Annotated in this window: 16 protein-coding genes; 2 read left to right on the top strand and 14 right to left on the bottom strand. The window is 45.1% G+C overall.

Annotation, left to right across the window (positions count from 1 at the left end; all coding sequences use genetic code 11):
• Positions 1-74: 74 nt before the first annotated feature.
• The 8 genes from ACTQ16_RS10470 to ACTQ16_RS10435 form a co-directional block, all read right to left on the bottom strand.
• On the bottom strand, positions 75-1,394 hold the full coding sequence (locus ACTQ16_RS10470; protein WP_217759855.1) for an aspartate kinase: 1,320 nt from the start codon (positions 1,392-1,394) through the stop codon (positions 75-77).
• A gap of 38 nt (positions 1,395-1,432) precedes the next feature.
• Positions 1,433-2,149, bottom strand: a complete 717-nt coding sequence (locus ACTQ16_RS10465) for a cell division ATP-binding protein FtsE (protein ID WP_153122825.1) — start codon at positions 2,147-2,149, stop codon at positions 1,433-1,435.
• A gap of 28 nt (positions 2,150-2,177) precedes the next feature.
• On the bottom strand, positions 2,178-2,825 hold the full coding sequence (gene hisIE / locus ACTQ16_RS10460) for a bifunctional phosphoribosyl-AMP cyclohydrolase/phosphoribosyl-ATP diphosphatase HisIE (RefSeq protein ID WP_441931991.1): 648 nt from the start codon (positions 2,823-2,825) through the stop codon (positions 2,178-2,180).
• Between the two features lie 30 nt (positions 2,826-2,855).
• The gene (gene hisF / locus ACTQ16_RS10455; RefSeq protein WP_153122829.1) at positions 2,856-3,635 is read right to left on the bottom strand and encodes an imidazole glycerol phosphate synthase subunit HisF; all 780 of its coding nucleotides are present in this window, start codon (positions 3,633-3,635) and stop codon (positions 2,856-2,858) included.
• Between the two features lie 55 nt (positions 3,636-3,690).
• The gene (gene hisA, locus ACTQ16_RS10450; protein ID WP_294968155.1) at positions 3,691-4,410 is read right to left on the bottom strand and encodes a 1-(5-phosphoribosyl)-5-[(5-phosphoribosylamino)methylideneamino]imidazole-4-carboxamide isomerase; all 720 of its coding nucleotides are present in this window, start codon (positions 4,408-4,410) and stop codon (positions 3,691-3,693) included.
• A complete protein-coding gene (hisH, locus tag ACTQ16_RS10445; RefSeq protein WP_294968158.1) occupies positions 4,407-5,048 on the bottom strand; it encodes an imidazole glycerol phosphate synthase subunit HisH in 642 nt (213 codons plus the stop codon). Before hisH ends, hisA begins: the two co-directional genes overlap by 4 nt.
• A 202-nt stretch (positions 5,049-5,250) precedes the next feature.
• Positions 5,251-5,784 (bottom strand): FHA domain-containing protein, encoded by a 534-nt coding sequence (locus tag ACTQ16_RS10440; RefSeq protein ID WP_153122835.1) that lies wholly within the window; start codon positions 5,782-5,784, stop codon positions 5,251-5,253.
• A gap of 32 nt (positions 5,785-5,816) precedes the next feature.
• Complete coding sequence (locus ACTQ16_RS10435; protein ID WP_295347408.1) at positions 5,817-6,911, bottom strand: SPOR domain-containing protein; 1,095 nt, start codon at positions 6,909-6,911, stop codon at positions 5,817-5,819.
• 139 nt (positions 6,912-7,050) lie between these two features.
• On the opposite strand from ACTQ16_RS10435, the gene rfbC reads away from it, so the two are divergent.
• Both rfbC and ACTQ16_RS10425 read left to right on the top strand, forming a co-directional pair.
• Positions 7,051-7,605 (top strand): dTDP-4-dehydrorhamnose 3,5-epimerase, encoded by a 555-nt coding sequence (gene rfbC / locus ACTQ16_RS10430; RefSeq protein ID WP_153122837.1) that lies wholly within the window; start codon positions 7,051-7,053, stop codon positions 7,603-7,605.
• A gap of 13 nt (positions 7,606-7,618) precedes the next feature.
• A complete protein-coding gene (locus ACTQ16_RS10425) occupies positions 7,619-8,422 on the top strand; it encodes a DUF4738 domain-containing protein (RefSeq protein WP_153122839.1) in 804 nt (267 codons plus the stop codon).
• 86 nt (positions 8,423-8,508) lie between these two features.
• Here the strand turns inward: ACTQ16_RS10425 and ACTQ16_RS10420 are convergent, their stop codons facing one another.
• From ACTQ16_RS10420 to ACTQ16_RS10395, 6 genes are all read right to left on the bottom strand, one after another.
• The gene (locus tag ACTQ16_RS10420) at positions 8,509-9,657 is read right to left on the bottom strand and encodes a sodium ion-translocating decarboxylase subunit beta (protein ID WP_441931993.1); all 1,149 of its coding nucleotides are present in this window, start codon (positions 9,655-9,657) and stop codon (positions 8,509-8,511) included.
• Between the two features lie 94 nt (positions 9,658-9,751).
• Entirely contained in the window at positions 9,752-10,216 is a 465-nt protein-coding gene (locus ACTQ16_RS10415; RefSeq protein ID WP_441931994.1) for a biotin/lipoyl-containing protein, read from the bottom strand.
• A gap of 104 nt (positions 10,217-10,320) precedes the next feature.
• Complete coding sequence (locus tag ACTQ16_RS10410; protein ID WP_297158707.1) at positions 10,321-11,334, bottom strand: OadG family protein; 1,014 nt, start codon at positions 11,332-11,334, stop codon at positions 10,321-10,323.
• A 224-nt stretch (positions 11,335-11,558) separates the two neighbouring features.
• Positions 11,559-13,253: a putative transporter gene (locus tag ACTQ16_RS10405; RefSeq protein ID WP_295347418.1), complete on the bottom strand. Its 1,695-nt coding sequence runs from the start codon at positions 13,251-13,253 to the stop codon at positions 11,559-11,561.
• Positions 13,254-13,450: 197 nt separating this feature from the next.
• On the bottom strand, positions 13,451-14,698 hold the full coding sequence (locus ACTQ16_RS10400) for a phosphoglycerate kinase (protein ID WP_089542760.1): 1,248 nt from the start codon (positions 14,696-14,698) through the stop codon (positions 13,451-13,453).
• A 323-nt stretch (positions 14,699-15,021) separates the two neighbouring features.
• Positions 15,022-19,374 carry a translocation/assembly module TamB domain-containing protein gene (locus tag ACTQ16_RS10395; protein ID WP_441937347.1) on the bottom strand — a complete coding sequence of 1,451 codons (4,353 nt, stop codon included), beginning with the start codon at positions 19,372-19,374 and terminating at the stop codon, positions 15,022-15,024.
• Positions 19,375-19,404: the final 30 nt, after the last annotated feature.

The raw sequence follows: 19,404 nt of genomic DNA, 5'->3' as shown, positions 1-19,404 counted from the left end.
AATCAAACGAAGAGTGGACAGGAATCATTACATACGAATTCTCCACTCTTCACTCTTCGTTCTTCACTGTTATATTACTTCTCGAACAATACCTTGCTCAAGTTCTGTAATGCCTGCTTCTTGTCTCTTTCCTTGATGAGGAATGAGATGTTGTAGTTGCTGCCACCGTATGAAACCATGCGGATAGGGATATTCTTCAATGCATCGGTTGCGATGGTCTCGAAGCCTACATTGCTCCAATCCAGGTCACCAACAACGCAGATGATACACATGTCTGCATCTACGGTAACAGTACCATACTTCTTCAGCTCATTGACGATGTCGTTGAGGTGAGTGTCGTTGTCGATACTCATGCTCACGCCTACCTCTGAGGTAGCAATCATGTCGATGGGAGTCTGGTAGCTCTCGAAGATTTCAAATACCTTGCGCAGGAAACCTGTGGCGAGCAACATGCGGCTACTCTTAATCTTGATAGCTGTGATGTTGTCTTTGGCAGCAACAGCCTTGATCTTGCCACGAACGATGACGTTGTCGATGATGGTACCGTCAGCCTTTGGATCCATGGTGTTCTTCAAGCGTACAGGAATGCCGGCATACTTAGCTGGCTGTACGCAGGTAGGGTGGAGAATCTTTGCACCGAAGTAAGCCAACTCGGCAGCCTCTTCAAAGTTAAGCTGGCGAACAGCTTCTGTGTGCTCAACTATACGAGGGTCGTTATTGTGCATACCGTCGATATCTGTCCAAATCTGAATCTCCTCAGCCGGGAGAGCTGCACCGATGAGTGATGCTGTGTAGTCGCTACCACCACGCTGGAGGTTGTCTATCTCACCGTAAGCATTGCGGCAGATGAAGCCCTGGGTGATGTAAATCTGATAGCCCTGGTTCTCCTCCATGAGAGCGGCAAGCTTTTCCTTGATGTACTGTGGGTCTGGCTCAGCATTCTTGTCTGTGCGCATGAAATCCAATGCGTTGAGCAATACTGCCTTTACGCCCTGTTCCTTCAAGTAGTTTACAACCATGTTGGTGCTCATCATCTCACCTTGAGCTACGATGCTCTTCTCCTCGAAAGAAGTGAAGAGATCCTTGGTAAATGAGCGGAGATAGTTGAACTCTCCCTGCAGGAACTCACGTGTGGTCTGTTTCATCTCATCTGTAGAGTAGAGCTCTTCCACGTGCTGCATGTATTTCTTCTCCAAGTTGTTGATTACCTCGTTTGCACCCTCTGGGTTCTTCTTGTAAAGATAGTCAGAGATCTCAACGAGAGAGTTTGTTGTACCGCTCATCGCAGACAATACGATGAAAGTTGGTTCACCTGATTCTGTAACCAAAGAGGCTACTCCCTTCATGCGCTCTGGTGAGCCTACAGAAGTACCTCCGAATTTCATTACCTTCATAGTCGTAATATTTTAATAATTTATAATTTACATTTCATTTAATTCTCCTCGCCATCTTCAGTGAGGTCGATGTGATTGTATTCTTTTGTTACGTCGCGTAAAATTCCGTCTTTGCAGCGATATACGATACCTGGGAATTTGTCAAGCATCGGGATGTTGTGAGTTGTCATCACTACGGCGGTGCCTTGTTTGGTGATGTCTTTCAGCAGACTCACAATGTTGGTGGCAGTCTCTGGGTCGAGATTGCCCGTAGGCTCATCTGCGATGATAATCTTAGGATTGTTGAGCAGAGCTCTTGCTATAGCCACACGCTGCTGCTCACCGCCAGAGAGTTCATGAGGCATCTTGTCGATTTTATCTATCATGCCAACCTCGTTGAGAACTTCCTCAATGCGCTGGGTGATTTCTTTCTTTCCCTTCCATTTAGTTGCCTTGAGCACGAACTCAAAGTTCTTGCGGACTGTGCGGTCGTGGAGCAGCTGGAAGTCCTGGAAGATAATGCCCAGTTCTTTGCGTAATGCTGGTATTTCCTTGCGCTTGATGGTCTTGAGGTCTCTACCGAGGATTTCTGCTTTCTCGGTTTCGCCTTCTACTAGATCAAGCTCGCAATAAAGAGTCTTTAAAAGAGAACTCTTACCAGATCCCACTTTACCGATAAGGTAAGCAAACTCGCCTTCATCAATATGGAAATTGATGTCCTTGAGGATGCATTTGTCGGCTTGGTATATGCTTACATTTTGATAATCTATTAACATCTCCTAATTTTTTCTCTTTGTTATTGGTTTATTTCATCTCGCCCTTGCTTTTGGCTATGCGGCGTTTCTTATCCCATTCCGGGTCGTGGCGCATCTGTAATTCCTTCACTACATCTTCTATTCTCAAGCCCTTGCTGGTGAGCAATACGATGAGATGGTAGAGGAGGTCTGAACTTTCGTAGATGAGCTTTTCGTCATTGCCGTTTGTGGCTTCGATGATAGTCTCAACTGCTTCTTCTCCAACCTTTTGTGCCATTTTGTTAACGCCTTTCTTGAAAAGACTTGTTGTATAGCTGCCTTCTGGCATCTCTTCATGGCGCTTATCAATGAAGTCTTGAAGTTCTGACAGGAAGAGAATCGGATTCAGAGTGTTCTCTTCTGCCCAGCAAGTATCTGTACCCTTGTGGCAGGTAGGTCCGTCTGGATGTACCTTTACCAATAAGGTGTCGTTATCGCAATCGTTCTGGATGCTGACGAGGTTGAGGAAATTTCCTGATGTCTCGCCTTTTGTCCAAAGGAAGTTTCTGGAGCGGCTCCAGAAGGTTACCTTCTTTGTTTCTATGGTTTTATCGTATGCTTCCTTGTTCATGAAGCCAAGCATCAAGACGTTTTTGGTTACTGCGTCCTGGATGATTGCCGGAACAAGTCCACCCATTTTTTCAAAATCTATTTCCATTGTATCTTGTTTAAACAGTTTATTTTCTTTTTATATTCTCACGTTGATACCTTCTTCTCTCAAGTAGTGCTTGAGGTCAGGAATGGCGATTTCGCCAAAGTGGAAGACGCTGGCTGCCAAGGCTGCATCAGCTTTTCCTAATGTGAATGCATCACGGAAATGCTCCATCTTGCCTGCGCCACCTGATGCGATGATTGGGATACTTACCTCTTCGGCCAGTCGGGCAAGAGCTTCGTTGGCAAAACCTTGCTTTACGCCGTCATGATCCATACTGGTGAAGAGAATCTCGCCAGCACCGCGGTCAGCTACTTCCTTTGCCCAGTCGAACAAGCCAAGTTCTACCCGTTCTCGGCCACCCTTCACGTAGCAATGCCATCCATCTGCATCCAGGCGGGCATCAATGGCGCATACGCAAACCTGAGAACCGTAATGATTGGCTATCTCATTGATGAGTTCAGGATGTCGGATGGCAGCACTGTTGATGCTCACCTTGTCGGCTCCTGCATTCAATAGACGATCAACGTCTTTAAGCTCGTTGATGCCACCGCCCACAGTAAATGGAATGTTGATTTCGGCAGCCACACGAGTCACCATATCGGTAAAGGTCTTGCGCTCTTCGAAGCTGGCAGTAATGTCGAGAAAGACGAGTTCGTCGGCTCCGGCATCGCTATAGGCTTTACCCAGTTCTACTGGATCGCCTGCACTACGGAGGTTGACGAAGTTGGTACCCTTTACTGTCTCTCCGTTCTTGACATCGAGGCAAGGGACGATTCGTTTTGCCAAGCCTTTTTTACTTTGAACTTTGAACATTGGACTTTGAACTTTATGATTACTTAACTCCTAGCTAATCACTAATCACTAACAACTAATCACTAACAACCAGCTTTTCAATATTGATTTTACCCTCGTAGAATGCTTTTCCAAAGACTACGGCAGGAATGCCAGTGGCTTCCAAAGCCAGTATGTCTTCATTGCAGCTTACACCGCCAGAAGCGATGAGATGCAACTGAGGATAGGTTTCCATAACCTTTTTATATAGGTCGATGGCTGGACCCTGTAAGGTTCCGTCCTTGCTGATTTCCGTGCAGAGTACGTAGCGCACTCCTTTATCAATGTACTTCTTGAGGAATGGAAGAAGGTCTTCTGAAGAATCTTCTTTCCAGCCATTGATGGAAATCTTGCCGTTTCTTACATCGGCTCCCAGAATGAGTTTATCTGCTCCATACTTGTCCAGCCATTCCATAAAAAGGTCGGGATTGGTCACGGCGATACTACCCACTGTTACCATCGTTGCCCCAGCGGCAAAAGCCTTCTCTATATCTTCCTCGGTCTTGATGCCACCGCCAAAATCAACCACAAGATTTGTCTCTGCAGTGATGGCTTTCAGTACGGCATCATTCACGATGTGCTTTGATTTGGCACCGTCCAGGTCTACTACATGAAGTCTCTTAAATCCCAGACTTTCAAATTGTTTAGCCACTTCGGCAGGATTATCATTGTAGACTTTTTTCTGGTCGTAGTCGCCCTTGGTAAGTCTGACACACTGACCATTAATCAAGTCGATGGCTGGAATTAATTCTATCATATTTCTTTTATCTCTAAGAAGTTCTTTATAATCTGTTCTCCCACCTTGCTGCTTTTTTCCGGATGAAATTGGCAAGTGAAGAAATTATCTTTGTGGAGCGATGCGCTGTAGGGAAGAATATAATCTGCCTTGGCGATTGTCTCCTCGCAGAGAGGTACATAATAACTATGTACGAAATAAGAGTAGGGATGTGATAAGGCATCTGAAATGACTTCGTCTGTTTCGTCAATTCTGTTGCCGAATCCCCTATAAAGGTCTGTTTTCAAATCGTAAATCTCATTCCATCCCATAGCTGGCACTTTGTCTTCATGCTTCTGCGGTTGAAAACGCTTTACATCTACATCAAAGATGCCGATGCAGTCTACATTGCCTTCCTCCGAGTGACGGCACAACAGTTGCTGCCCTACGCAGATGCCCAGGACGGGTTGTTTCAAGTTTTTTATCACTTGATCCAGTTTGTGTGCCTTTAGATAATCCATGGCTTCTCGAGCTTGACCTTGTCCCGGGAAGAGTACACGGTCTGCTTTCTGAAGTATTTCGGCATCATCGGTGAGCATAGGCTCAATCCCTAAACGCTTCATGGCGTTGACTACCGAATAGATGTTTCCGGCATTGTATTTTACGATTGCTACATCCATAACCTAACGTGTTTCTAATTTTCAGTTGCAAAGGTACATATTTTCTTTCAATTTAAAGAAAATATTAGCAAAAAGATTACGGAAACAAGGAAAATTCTTGCAGATAGTTAGTAAAAGGGACAGAAAAACCGTCTATATTATCCCGAATGGTGATAATAAAGACGGTTTTTCTTTCATTTTATCTTGTCTTCTATTTTTTCTTTTATTTTTCTTCGCTATCAGCCGTTCTGAGAATGATACTCGTTGCTCCGATGGTGAAGAGGGTACCGTCTTCGATGACACGTCGTTCACGGTCGCCCAATATCTCATTGTCTACGAAGGTTCCTGTATAGCTTGGACCATCGCGGAGAACGTACTTTAAACGTCCTTTTTTGTCGCGGCTGACATTGATGACGCAGTGGTTCATGTCTACGCTAGGGTCTACAGTCTCAATAGGACAGTTGATGCCACTGTTTTTCATGTATCTGCCAATTACATTATCACCCATTTGAAGTGGAATGACCTGCTTGTATGCGAATACGTTCTCGATAACTACGATAGAACCCACGCCGTTTTCATTGGCATTTTCGTCTATAGTCTCTTCCTTGCGGGTTTCGCGAAGTTTGGATACACCCATGCGGATTCCAAACTGTTTGTTGCAGTTTGGGCAAACGAAGACGAGGCTTTGACCTGCTTCATACTTGGTTTCATCGAATGTGATGAAATTATCGCATTTCGGGCAGCGTACTCTTTTCATATGTTTTTTTCTTTATTTCTTTTGTTTCTTGATTATTCCTTTACTTTTGTAATCCAGCCATCCGTGAACTCCTCATAGCTGTGTAAGCGATTGAGAGCTGTATATGCCTCATTTTCTGTGCTGTACGATCCGTAGATTACTTTTACATTGGTATCGGTGATAAGTACTCGAGCTTCCTTGAACCCCTTGTTCTGTAAATATTCTGCGTATGTGGCAGCATTGCGCTTGGTAATACGGCTAGCCAGTACAATGCTGTAATAGGCAGAAGATGTGGTGGTTATTTCGCTGTCCTGGGTCATCTTGCCAGTATTGGCGGCAGGGGTTTCTGCAGCCTGAACATTGTTGGCTAATACCAACTCGTGGGCAGGCTGTGTCAATTCCTTAGGCATTACCTTGGTAAGCATACCTGTGTCGATTTGACTCTTCTGGACATTAGAAGTGCCTAATGGGGTAGAAAGTGTGAAAAAAGCAATGATGGCGATGCAGGCTGCAGCTATATTGCGAAGCCAACTCTTTCGGATACTGATAAATTCTGTACTTGAGTTCTCTTCTTCCTCTTCTTCGTTGATGAATACGGAGTTGTTGGCAGAGACAATGTTTGCCTCTTTCTTAATGTCGGAACTCTCTCTCTGCTGCGCAGGCTTGTATTCGTCTGCAGTCATCTCAACGACTGTAGTATGTTCGGCTGTTTCCGTATTCGAAATCTGTGCGAGTGGAAGCATGTCGAAACCGCCTAAACCATACAGCTCAGGTGTTAAGATGCCAGCTTCACAAGGTTCGAAAGTATAATTGCCGGTTTCATTCAATATGATGGTGCCGATATCGTTGAGTTCGAATCTGCCTGTATTCTCCAATGTCTGTTTGATTTCTGCAACTTCATCTGCAATACGGTTCAGCGCTTCTGGGTAGCTGATGTCATATGTTTCTACGTATGAAAGTGCGAGCAGTGAATCGTTCATTGTGAGCTGTGGATTAAAGCCAATGGTTCTCAGCGGTGGCAAAAACATGTTGTCTCTGCCATCGTAACGTGCATCTACATGATGAGCCATGAAGCCACCAAACTCTGGGACAATCACGCAATCGTTGCTCAAAAGTAGGATCTCTATATGTCTTTTTAGTTCATTCACGTTTGCAAAGGTAGCTATTTTTTCGGAAAAGACCAACGGTTTTTGAAGAAAATTTTATCCGGAATGATAAAAAGTTCTAATTGTTTTGTCATTCCGAGAAAAAACATTATCTTTGTGCCTAAAAAATAAATAAGGTATAATGGAATATACAGAAACAGAAATCGAAGGCGTTTGGATTATCCAACCTAAGGTTTTCAATGATGCCCGAGGTTATTTCTTCGAGGCATGGAAACAGGCAGAGTTTGATGAGCATATAGGTCATCATGTGGAATTTATACAAGACAACGAGTCTAAGTCTAGTTTCGGTGTGTTGCGCGGACTTCATTATCAGAAAGGTGAATTCTCACAAGCTAAGCTGGTACGTGTTATCAAAGGCAAGGTTCTGGATGTTGCCGTTGATTTGCGCCGGAGCAGCAAGACTTTCGGTAAATATATAATGGTGGAATTGAGCGAGGATAATAAGCGCCAGTTCTTTATTCCTCGTGGCTTTGCCCATGGATTCCTTGTGCTCAGTGAGGAGGCTGTTTTTACTTATAAGGTTGATAACGTCTATGCACCGCAGCATGAGGCTAGTATCAGGTGGAATGATGAAACCGTAGGTATATCTTGGCCTATAGAGGGCGAAAACGTTGTACTCTCAGATAAAGACCTCAATAAGGCAAAGGCTTTTGAGGAGGCTGATTATTTTGAGTAATATTAAATTTAACATGAAACAAGCATTTAACATTTTGTTGTTGGTATGCTTCCTGATGGGGGTGGCTGCATGTGGACAGAAGTCTGAAAAAGAACAGCCTGAACAAAAGGAGGATACTACTGCCAAGAAGCTGTTGCAGGGTATTTGGCTTGATGGAGATGACGAGGATAATGTTGTCTTCCGGGTTAAAGGTGATACAATCTATTATCCTGATTCTACCAGCCAGCCTGTGTACTTTTACATCGTGGGTGATACGCTCGTGATGAAAGGAGCTAATCTGAGCAAGTATCCTATCATGAAGCAGGCTGCACATATTTTCCAGTTTAAGGTTCAGAATGGTGATATTGTCAAGCTTGTCAAGACTGATGATCTGTCTTATCTGCAGCAATTCTCTCATGAACAGCCTGTGACACTTAATCAGAACAAGCTTGTAAAGCGTGATACGGTTGTGAATGCTGGAGATGAGAAATTGCATCTGTATGTACAGGTGAATCCTACAACTTTCAAGGTCTATAAGAGCAACTACAACGATGATGGGGTAGAGGTTGATAATGTTTACCATGATAATATCGTAAATGTAAATATCTATCAAGGCTCCCGCAAGATTTTTGGTCGAGATTTCCGCAAGGAGGATTTCAAGGAGCAGGTTCCTCATGAGTTCTTGAAGCAATCGATATTGAGTGATATCGTGTTCAGAAAGGTTGATGCTGATGGCGTTCATTATAGAGTGGTGCTGGCGATGCCGGATAGCAGTATGAGTTATCAGGTGGAAATCATCATTTCGCGTGAAGGTAAAATGACAATCCGGAAAAGCTAAGCTGTTTTTCGGGAAAGATAGAAAGAAGTAATAAACCTATATATGATAAAAGGGAATTTGCAAATGAGCAAATTCCCTTTTATCGTTTAATTGAAGAAGCCAAGCAGGGCTCCTGCTGCTACGGCAGAACCGATAACTCCTGCAACATTAGGGCCCATGGCGTGCATGAGCAGGAAGTTGTGGCGGTCGTACTCCAAACCGAGGTTGTTACTGATGCGGGCGCTCATTGGCACGGCACTCACGCCGGCGTTTCCGATGAGCGGGTTCAGCTTCTTGCCCTTTGGCAGGAAGAGGTTCATCAGTTTCACGAAGAGGATACCGCTGGATGAAGCGATGATGAATGCCAGGGCACCGAGGGCGAAAATCTTGATGGTATTCAGTGTCAGGAACTCCGATGCCTGAGTGGAGCATCCCACGGTAAGTCCGAGCAGCATCACCACGATGTCATTCAGGCTGCTACCTGCCGTCTTGGCAAGTCGGGTAGTCTTTCCGCTTTCCTTCAGAAGATTTCCAAAGAAGAGCATGCCGAGCAATGGAAGTCCCGATGGTACGATGAAGGTTGTGAGCAGCAAACCTACGATTGGGAAGAGAATCTTCTCGGTCTGCGATACCTGGCGGGCTGGCTTCATCTTGATGATACGCTCTTCCTTGGTGGTGAGCAGACGCATCAATGGAGGCTGGATTACTGGCACCAATGCCATGTAGGAGTAGGCACAAACGGCGATGGCTCCCATCAGGTTAGGACTTAACTTACTGCTCAGGAAGATGGCGGTAGGTCCGTCAGCACCCCCTATGATGGCAATGCCGGCTGCCTGATTGGGTTCGAAACCTAGCGCTAAGGCTATCATGTAAGCACCGAAGATGCCAAATTGGGCGGCGGCTCCAATCAGAATCAGCTTCGGGTTGGATATCAATGCAGAGAAGTCTGTCATCGCTCCGATACCCAGGAAGACGAGTGGGGGATACCAACCCAGCTTTACTCCTTGGTAGAAAATGTTTAATACTGAGTTGTCTTCGTACAGGCCAATCTCTAGTCCGGCATCTGCACGGAAGGGGATGTTGCCAAGAATGATACCTAGTCCGATAGGAACCAGAAGAAGCGGTTCGAAATCCTTCTTAATGGCAAGCCAGATAAAGAGGGCTCCCACTACAATCATGGCGAGATTTCCTGCCGTGGCATTTGCAAAGCCAGTATAGGTCAGGAACTCATTGAAGTTTTGTATGATGAAATCCATAATTTACTTTGAACTTTGAAAGTTGAACTTTGAACTTTATGATTAGTTTTCTTGTTTGAAAGAGTAATCATAGTTGTTCCTGCTTTATCGCGTGTTAGGCGATAGTCACCAGTGTATCTCCTTCCATCACGGCATCGCCCTTGTTCACGTTGATGCTGGTGATGGTTCCGGAAGTCTCAGCCTCGATGTTGTTCTGCATCTTCATGGCTTCAAGGATCACGACGGTATCGCCAGTGTTAACCTTGTCGCCCACCTTCACCTTGATTTCATTGATGGTTCCTGGCAGAGGGGCTACTACTGGCTTGCCGGAGGCTGCAGCGGCAGGTTGGGTGGCTGCTGTTGTGGTTGCTGCCGGTGTGGCTGTTGCGGTCGATGTGGTAGTCGGTGCTGATTCCTTTTGTTCTCCACTCAACTTCACTTTCTGCTTGCCAGCCTTCACAGGCAGTTTCATTTCCACTTCGAATGGGATGCCATTTACGGTTACGTTGGCGATATTGCCTTCTATATCTTGGATTTCGACCTCATAGTCGATACCTTTCACTGTATATTGATACTTCATATCCTTTGAATTTTGAACATTGAACTCTATGAAGTGTAAAGCTGTAGAATTGGCTTACCCCTCGGTCGCCGAACGTTGTTTCTTCACTCTTCACTTTTCGTTCTTTACTTAATATTATTAAATTTCGGAGCATTCCATCTTGTCTGTTTAGGTTTGATGGTAATGATGCCAGATTCCACATCATGTACATCCTCCAGATATTCCTTGAGGGCGAGTGAAATCACTGCCATATAAATTTCCTTATCGATTCCCTTGGTTTTCAGACCATCTTTCAGAATCACGTTGGTCTTATGACTCAGGTCTTGCGTTACCTCGATGGTCTTCTTACCCGTCTTATATAATAAGGTGGCATGCTTCTCTGTGGCGCGGGCAATGCGCTGTTTGTGTTTCATGTAGGCTCCGAATGCCCAGAATACGACGAAGAGCAGGGCGAGACAAGAGAATACAATTCCCATTGAAAGTACGGCTATGCCGATGCCGTAGGGGTCCTGCTTCTTTAGAAGCTGCGCCTTGCTCAAGCCTACGTGCTGTGGCAGATAGCCTGGAGTTATGGCACCTGCAATGGCTTTATCCCATGTCTTGAAATCCTGGCTCAACTTGTAGCTCTCGTCGGCTGCCAATATCGGCACACTTACGGAGTCTATCAGGTCGACGGCATTTCCATCATAAAGCGCTATCCAGTTGGTCTTCTTTTCCTGAAGAATAAGGTTGAGATGAAAAGGTCCCGTGTTGGCAGAATCCTTTGCCTTCCATTGATGCCCGTTACGGCCATCTTTGTACCAGGAACTGCTGTCAAAGATGATGATACTCTTCTTGCCCCCCAGTGTGGTTCGGGGTTCATTGTTCGGTAATGGACACATCAGTTGGCGGCGTAGTTCTGGCGACATTTTCTTGTCGAGAACCCTTCGGTCGGTGGTTAGGAACATACCACGCACATTATACGTGGTAAAGGAGGAATTGCTTAATTCCACCCATGATTTGTGCAGGCCGTACTCATCTACAAGATTTGTACGGTTGTTGGTCATCACCTCCGTAATACGGATGCTCTTGGCTCCTTGACTCCAAGTGGGCAAGGAAGTGAAGACTAGCATGGTTATCAAAAATCCCAATTTCTTCATACGCTTCTAACGTTTTATAGGGTTATTGTTTCTTGTTTCGAAATACTCTTTTATCATGTAGAAACTTCAGATGTTTCTATAGATTCATTAGGTTTATTTCTTGTGCTCAAAGGTACGAATAATTTCTGAAAAGGCAACAAAAAAGGTGCACAAATTTTTATCTTTGTGCACCTCTTTTATAATTTATAACTATTACTAGTTGTTTTGTTAACTTTTGTAAGCCTTTATCCTCCGCAGAAGAACAGCACAACAATCTGAGCTGTAAAGATACGGAGGAACATACTCAATGGATATACAGTAGAGTAACCTACGGCTGGAGCCTCCTTAGAGCATGATGCGTTGGCATAAGCCAATGCTGGAGGGTCGGTATAAGTACCGGCAAGCATACCCATGATAGTAAAGTAATTAAACTTAAACTTCAATCGAGCGATAGTACCGATGATGAGGATAGGAATGATGGTGATGAGGAAACCGCATCCCACATATTTCAATCCGTCGCCCTGTACCACTGTATCCCAGAATCCGGCACCAGCCTTGATTCCCACACTTGCCAGGAAGAGTACCAAACCTATTTCTCGCAGCATCATATTAGCCGAAGTTGTGGTATAGGTTACCAGCTTCATGCGATAGCCGAAACGGCCGATGAGGATAGCGATAATCAGCGGACCACCTGCGATACCCAATTTCAGAGGTACAGGCATGCCTGGAATAGCAAATGGGAGAGAACCGAAGATGATACCGACCATGATACCGATAAAGATGGTAGCGATGTTTGGTGCATCAAGGCGCTTCACAGAGTTACCCATAATTTCTGCTACACGGTTTACGTTCTCTTCTGGACCTACAACCAAGATTTTATCACCCACGTGGAAGTGGTGGTTTCTGCCAGCAAAGATGTCCATACCCTGGCGTGAGATACGGGTAACGTTTACACCGTATACACTGGAGAAGTGCATCTTACCGAGGGTCTTACCATTCATCTCTGGACGGGTAACGATGATACGGCGAGATACGAAATGTTGAACTTCATCCTTCTCGCGATCCCATTCTGCTTCTACTTCGGGACCGATGAAAGCCTTGATTGCTTCAGCATCTGCCTCTGCACAAACAACGAGCAACTCATCGCCAACCTCGAAATGTGTCTTGCTGTTAGGAATACTTACTACTCCGTCGTGGAGAATACGAGAGCAGACAATGTCTCGATTCAAGAACTCAGAAACCTCTCTCAAGGTTCTTCCAGTAATGTAAGCGTTCTCAACGCGCAAATGCATATTATGAGCCTTGGCATGAGGGTTAGCCGCGTCCTCATCGTTCAACTGCTGTTCCTCCTCATCTGTATCAATCTTACAGATGTACTTGATAAGGATGGTTGCACCGATGATACCAACTACACCGAGAGGGTAAGCGCAGGCATAACCGTTGGCGATACTAGGAGCGCCATTAGGGAAAACGCTGAGCAAAGCCTCGTTGGCGGCACCAAGACCAGGGGTGTTGGTAACGGCACCATAGAGCGTACCTACCATCATTGGCAGGTTGTTAGGATTGCTGGTGTCAAAAAAGAGGTAATAACATCCGAACATCACCAGGATGTTGAGCAAGATGGCAGAAGCCGACAACATATTGAGGGTTACACCACCTTTCTTAAAACTCTCGAAGAAACCTGGACCTACCTGCAAACCAATCATGAAGACGAAGAGAATCAATCCAAAGTCTTGTACGAAGGTGAGGATTTCTTTTGGGCCTGTAAAGCCTACATGTCCAGCCAAGATACCAGCAAAGAGCACGAAGGTTACACCCAACGAGATGCCGAAAATCTTGATCTTGCCTAGATAGACACCAATGGCAATCACTATTGCATAGAGTAGGGCGATGTGTGCCACTGACTCCGTATTGGTGAAAAGATTAATAATCCAATCCATGAATTTGATTTAAAATTTTAATTTTATAATGATTAAAGGGAATTTTGAAAGATCGATTGAGTCTGTTTGGTATCTTTTCTTATTAAGGTGTGTACCGGATATGGCTACCTTCGTTAGGATACCTATATCTGATAACTGAAAAATCGAGGACATCCGCAATGGGATGCCCCCGAACTATGTATATAGATACCTATTGATTACTTCTCAATAGCTGCTACACCTGGCAATACCTTACCCTCGATAGCCTCGAGGAGAGCACCACCACCTGTAGAGATATAAGATACCTGATCTGCCAAACCGAACTTGTTGATACAAGCTACAGAGTCGCCACCACCGATGAGTGAGAATGCACCTTCCTTAGTAGCCTCAGCGATTGCGTCAGCGATAGCCTTAGAACCACCAGCGAAGTTGTCGAACTCGAATACACCTGCAGGACCATTCCAGAGGATTGTCTTAGCGCCCTTGATAGCTGCAGCGAATGCCTTGCGAGTCTCAGGACCTGCGTCCATACCCTCCCAACCGTCAGGGATGTTGTTAGATGGGCAAACCTGAGTGTTGCAGTCGTTCTTGAAGTCGTCACCGCAGATAGAGTCTGTACCGAGTACGAGGTTTACGCCGTTCTCCTTAGCCTTCTTGATTACGTCAAGAGCAACGTCGAGCTTGTCATCCTCGCAGATAGACATACCGATCTTGCCGCCGAGAGCCTTAGAGAATGTGTAAGTCATACCACCGCAGAGAATCAGGTTGTCAACCTTAGTCAACAGGTTCTCGATGATACCAATCTTGGTAGAAACCTTAGAACCACCCATGATAGCTGTGAATGGGCGCTTGATGTTGCCGAGAACTGCGTCAACAGCCTTTACCTCTTTCTCCATCAAGAAACCGAGCATCTTGTGATCCTTGTCGAATGAATCTGCGATAACAGCTGTAGAAGCGTGCTTGCGGTGAGCTGTACCGAATGCATCCATTACATATACATCAGCATAAGAAGCCAACTTAGCAGCGAACTTCTTCTGGCGCTCCTTCATCTCAGCCTTAGCAGCGTCGAACTCAGGTGTACCCTTCTCTACGCCAACGGGCTTGCCTTCCTCTTCTGGATAGAAACGAAGGTTCTCGAGCAAGAGAGCCTCACCTGGCTTCAAGGCAGCAGCCTCAGCATCAGCGTTACCGCAGTCCTTAGCGAACTTAACCTCTACACCGAGAGCGTCAGAAACGTTCTTTACAATCTGAGAGAGAGAAAGCTCTGGCTTAACCTTGCCCTTTGGCTTGCCCATGTGGCTCATCATGATGAGCGCACCGCCGTCAGCGAGAACCTTCTTCAAAGTAGGGAGGGCACCACGGATACGAGTGTCGTCTGTTACATTACCATTTTCATCCAATGGCACGTTGAAATCAACGCGTACGATTGCCTTGTGACCGGCAAAGTTAAAATTTTCAATCTTCATTTTTCCTAAATTTTATATTAGTTATTACTTAATTGTTTATTTCTCTTTTCTGAATTCCCGAGTAGATAGCTGCTTTTATTTGGAAACTTATCTGTATACAGACTGGTCCTTTCAGCACTGTTAATCTCGAGTCTTCCTTGAATTAAATATTTTTCAACTCAATGCGTAGGCAAAAGTAAGAAAAATAATTGGTATAGCCAAATGTTTGCCGACGTTTTAATCATTTTTTGTTCTAGATGGCAATGAATTGCAATATCTAGGTAGCAAAAAGCGTAACTGTGACGGTGCCAGTTACGCTTTTTGCCTTTTTTCTTTTTGTATCGTTACTTCTTTTCGCTTTTCTTTTTCTTCTTCTTCAATCTGTTGATTCCAAAGAAGTCACGCCAACCGTTGAAGTCTTTCTTCATGATGAGACCGAGGCCTTGTGTGTTAAGACTGTTACGGGTAAAGTAACGGTCGTTTGTCTGGTTATACATTCGGATAGCCAAATTACCATTCGGGAAAATGAGGTATCTCATGTCAAAATCACCGATGAAACTCTGTGTGGCATTCGCATTGTCGCGATAGCCAAACTGACCATTGAACAACAGGCGGTTATTGAGTAGCTTGCCACTCAGGATGCCCTCATACTCGGCATTATTGAAGCCTTCGTCACCCGTAGAAATATTTGCACCGAAATTCCAGTTGTTACTCTTTACGACATTGGAAAGTACAGTGTTTATCTGTTGTGAGATGGTGCCGCTCAGAAGACTCTGCATGGCTAATGATGTCTGACTCTGTTGGGCAGCATCTTCGCTTGCCTGATTGTTGTTTGTCTGTGAATAGAAGCGGCCGATTCCTAAGAGGTAGAGTACCTGCTGGTTCATCTCTTCCTGTGAATTGATGATAGAGTAAATCATCTGTTTAGCATCGCTGTTTACTGTTGGCAAATCCATGGAGAAGTCTACTTTCGGAGATTCCGGTGTGCCTGTGATATTCATCAGGCAGTCTACACGGATGTTGTTGCTACTGAAAGATTTTCCTATGCTGAGGTCGCTCAGTGGTACACCGTTTACCGTGTATTTTGCCTGCAGATTGAGAGGCGCATTGTATGGATTTCCACCGAAGGCAATGGTTCCGCCATGCATGAATTCAAACTCCTTCTTGATAAGATTCTGGATTGTGAGTTTATACATGCCATGATCTACCACATAGTTGCCAAACATGTCGAATGCTCCTTTGTTATAGTAATTGGCTCTAATCACACCGTTTCCGTTCAGAGAGATATAGTCACCTGACTGCTCGTCCATAATGAGCTTCAGGGTGAGGTTCTGGTTGGTATTGACGAGGAAGTTGATGCGCATATCCGATGAGAAGTCGATGTCGTCATTATCTTCTTGATCCTTGAGTGTCATCTGCCTGTTGATACTGTCGGCAAGTTCCGGTACAATCTCATGCCAGTGTATAAAGCTCTTATCGCTGATGGCGTCAGGGCTGGCTACATTGTATACGAAGATACTTCCTTTTTCTGGTTCTGCATTGATGTCTATAATGGTTTCTCCGCTCTTGCCGTGAATGCCTACATCGCCTGTTGCATAAACCGTACCATAGAAGGTGTTGTCTCCAAACTCATGGGTGTCATATCCCAGAAAATTACGAGTCTTCAGGTCAAGGTCGTAACTCAATTTGGTGAGGTGTTTATGGTGGATGCCGCCATTGACGATGGCAAAGTTGTTGTTGCGGTCGTAGATGGTATCTCCTTTTAACTGGATATCATCAGGAATGGCATGGGCACGCAGTCTGTTGAAAGTATAGTCGGTATTCAGCTGCTTCATGTGCATCTTGCCATGTGCCACGATGTCGCCAACGAGGTTGATGTTGCTCAGATTGCCTACGACATTCAACTTTCCGTTGCCCCAAGCTTCTACGTTGTCCATAAAGCTGCCGCAGAAGTTCTCTATAAACTTCATGCTGGTTCCTCTTGCATCAATACCAAGATCTATATAATTGCGCTTAGGAGATACATAGCCGGCAATGAGGGTTTGGTGTTCTGGACCGTCATCTGCCACAGCGTTGATGTCAATCTGCTCCTGCTCCTTATTGTAGCATACATTGGCGTGCAATATACCCAACGGTCCATTCTCAAAGGTGAACTCCTTGACGTCCAGGTGAGCTTGTGCGTCAGGATCGTTGAAAATGCTTTTTACGATAGCCTTGCCCGAAGCTCTTCCGGTGAAGTCTACCGAATGGAAGTTGACCAGGTTCAGAATATACGCTACGTCTACATCCTTCAGGTCTGCCACAATAGAGTCTTTCTTGTTTGGAGTGGCGAGGCCGTCGATGATGATGTGCTGCTGGTTGTGACTTACGGCAAAGTGATCTATCTCTAGATGATTCTTGCTGTATGTTATTTCTGAAGGATGTACTTCCCAAGGTTTGTCGCCAAGTTTAAACTGTGATGGCAATACGCTGATATGGGCTGTTGATACATCATTCTGATTCTTATAGAACTGAGCCAGCGATTGGAGAGTAGCATCTACTGGCAGTTTCTTGGAACGGTTGTCGTAATGCAACTGAGTGGCGAGGGTGTTGTTGGCTGCTGCCGCCTTGATGTTGACGATAGGACCAACTGTGCCCTGTGCTCCTTGCTGGATACTAGCCTTCAGTTTCAGCGTGTCGCCCTGAGTGTGAACATTAACCAAGCCGTTGCTGAATGCCTTTCCGTTATATACGAATCCTGGGATATTTGCATAGAGGTTGGCTGCTTTTTCCTTATCGGAAATCATGCCATCAGCATAGATTGGACTGTTGATGTCGAGAGGAATGCCGAGCATTCTTCTGAGAATCTCGGTAGAGCGAACCTCCAGGTTGATGGCAAAGTTGTTTCTGGCTTGATTCGAAATCTTGCCGATTCCTGGTAGGGTAGGCAGTTTGCTGGCCACTAAGTTCTTGCAGCTCTGATAGAGAGTTGCATAGTCGTACTGTCCCTTTACGTGGATATCTGCAAATGGAGCTTCCAGGTCGAAGTAGCTGTCTCTGCCTTCGTTCTTGGCACTCACACTGATATTGTCGAGTGTGTAGCTAGGGTCAGCCATCTTTATGCCTAAGATGCTAGGCAGAAGGTGGTTGATGTTGGCTGTAGCTGCATATTGCTTTTTCTTGATATGGTATTGTCCGCTTACCTGCAGGTCGATATTAGGGTCGGCAATGGCTGCCAATCCTTCCAGGAGTCCCTGGTTGTAGCTTCCGTCAATTTTGATGTTGCGATAGTTGTACTTGTTGAAGTTCAGTCTAGGAATGCTTCCTTTTGCAAAGAGGTGCTTCTTGGTGCCATGTATGTCGAGAGTGGCAGCCAGGGTACCTAGCTGCTTGCTGTTGATTATTTTCCCAAGTAGAATACCCTTGGTGTCTATGTGAGCCAAGAGATTTTCACCTTTCTTTTCGGCTTTTAGACTGGCATTGCCCACATCGGTTCGCAGGTTGCCTTGTGTACCGATACTTGGTCCTTTACCATAAACGATACCTTTAAAATATATATCACCAAGGCGCAATACTTCTTGTGGAATGTTGATTTTCTTGCCGAAGTTCTTGGCTATTTGTCTGATACCATCGCCTGATAGCTTAAGTGTGTTTATGTTTACATTCCAGTGGAGGTCGTTCCTGCTTCTTGCGCTTGAGCCATTCGTTGTCGTCTTGTCCTTTTCTTTCTTTGAGGCAAAGTCGAAGTTGGCTACTTTTCCGTTTGCGTTGAAAAAGATGCTTCCACTACGTGTTTTGAAGTTGAGGTTCGGACATCTGAGCGATGTGCTGGTGCCAGAAAAATTGCACTCAAGTGTTAACTCATCATCGAAGTTCCTAAGTGCAGGAACAAGGCAGGCAATGTCGGAAAGGGTTACCTGAGATGGTTTGATGCCTCCTTTGAATTGTAGGCTTGGCATCACAATCTTGCCTTCCTGCATGCGATAGGTGGCATGCAGATCCATCAACTCTACCTGTGAGTGGGGCAGTGCCAGATGGAAGTTTCTGAGGATGGCTTCCTGCTGGTTAATATCTACTTTGAAACGTAAATTCTTTAGTTGAAGTCCTGATTTATCCGAAAAAGATAATTTTTTGATAACCAGGTGCATATCTGTATCGGTAATATGGTCGAGAATGACGTGTGTTGACAATTCCCGGATGCCGATGTGCTTAGGCGAAAAAATACCATTTATGGCTGCTACGTCTCGCTCGTTATAGGCAATTGCGCCATGACGGATGATAATGCTTCCGATGTGTAAATCGAGAGGAGTATGCTTGGTAGTATCTTTAGATGCCAGTGAATCGAGTAGGAACTGGAAGTTGGTCTTGCTTCTTGCATTCTGCTTGTAGAGGTTGGCATTCAATCCAAACAGTTGTGCTGAAGAAATGGAAATCTTTCCTTCCTTCAGCGGCAGAAGATCTATTTTTGCAGAAATGCGCGAAGCGTAGATCATGCTGTCTCCCTGCTGATCTTTCATCATCACGTCATCGATGATAATGCGGTTCAGAAAACCCAGGTTTACCTTCCCTATATTTACTTCTGTTCCAAACTTGTCCTTTAAAGCACTGGCTGCTTGAGAGCCAATGAAGGCTTGTACTGGTGGCAACTGCACCAGTACGATGAGCATGAAATAGATCGCAGCAAGCGTCCAGACAATGCCTATGATAATATGTTTAATGCGTTTCAGAGCTGATAAATTTTCTAGTTT

It is taken from the genome of Prevotella sp. LCP21S3_D2 (assembly GCF_052118345.1).
In the GTDB taxonomy this organism is placed as follows: Bacteria; Bacteroidota; Bacteroidia; order Bacteroidales; family Bacteroidaceae; genus Prevotella.
Note: the sequence above shows the minus strand (reverse complement) of the source record. Positions and strands in the feature narration are given on the sequence as shown.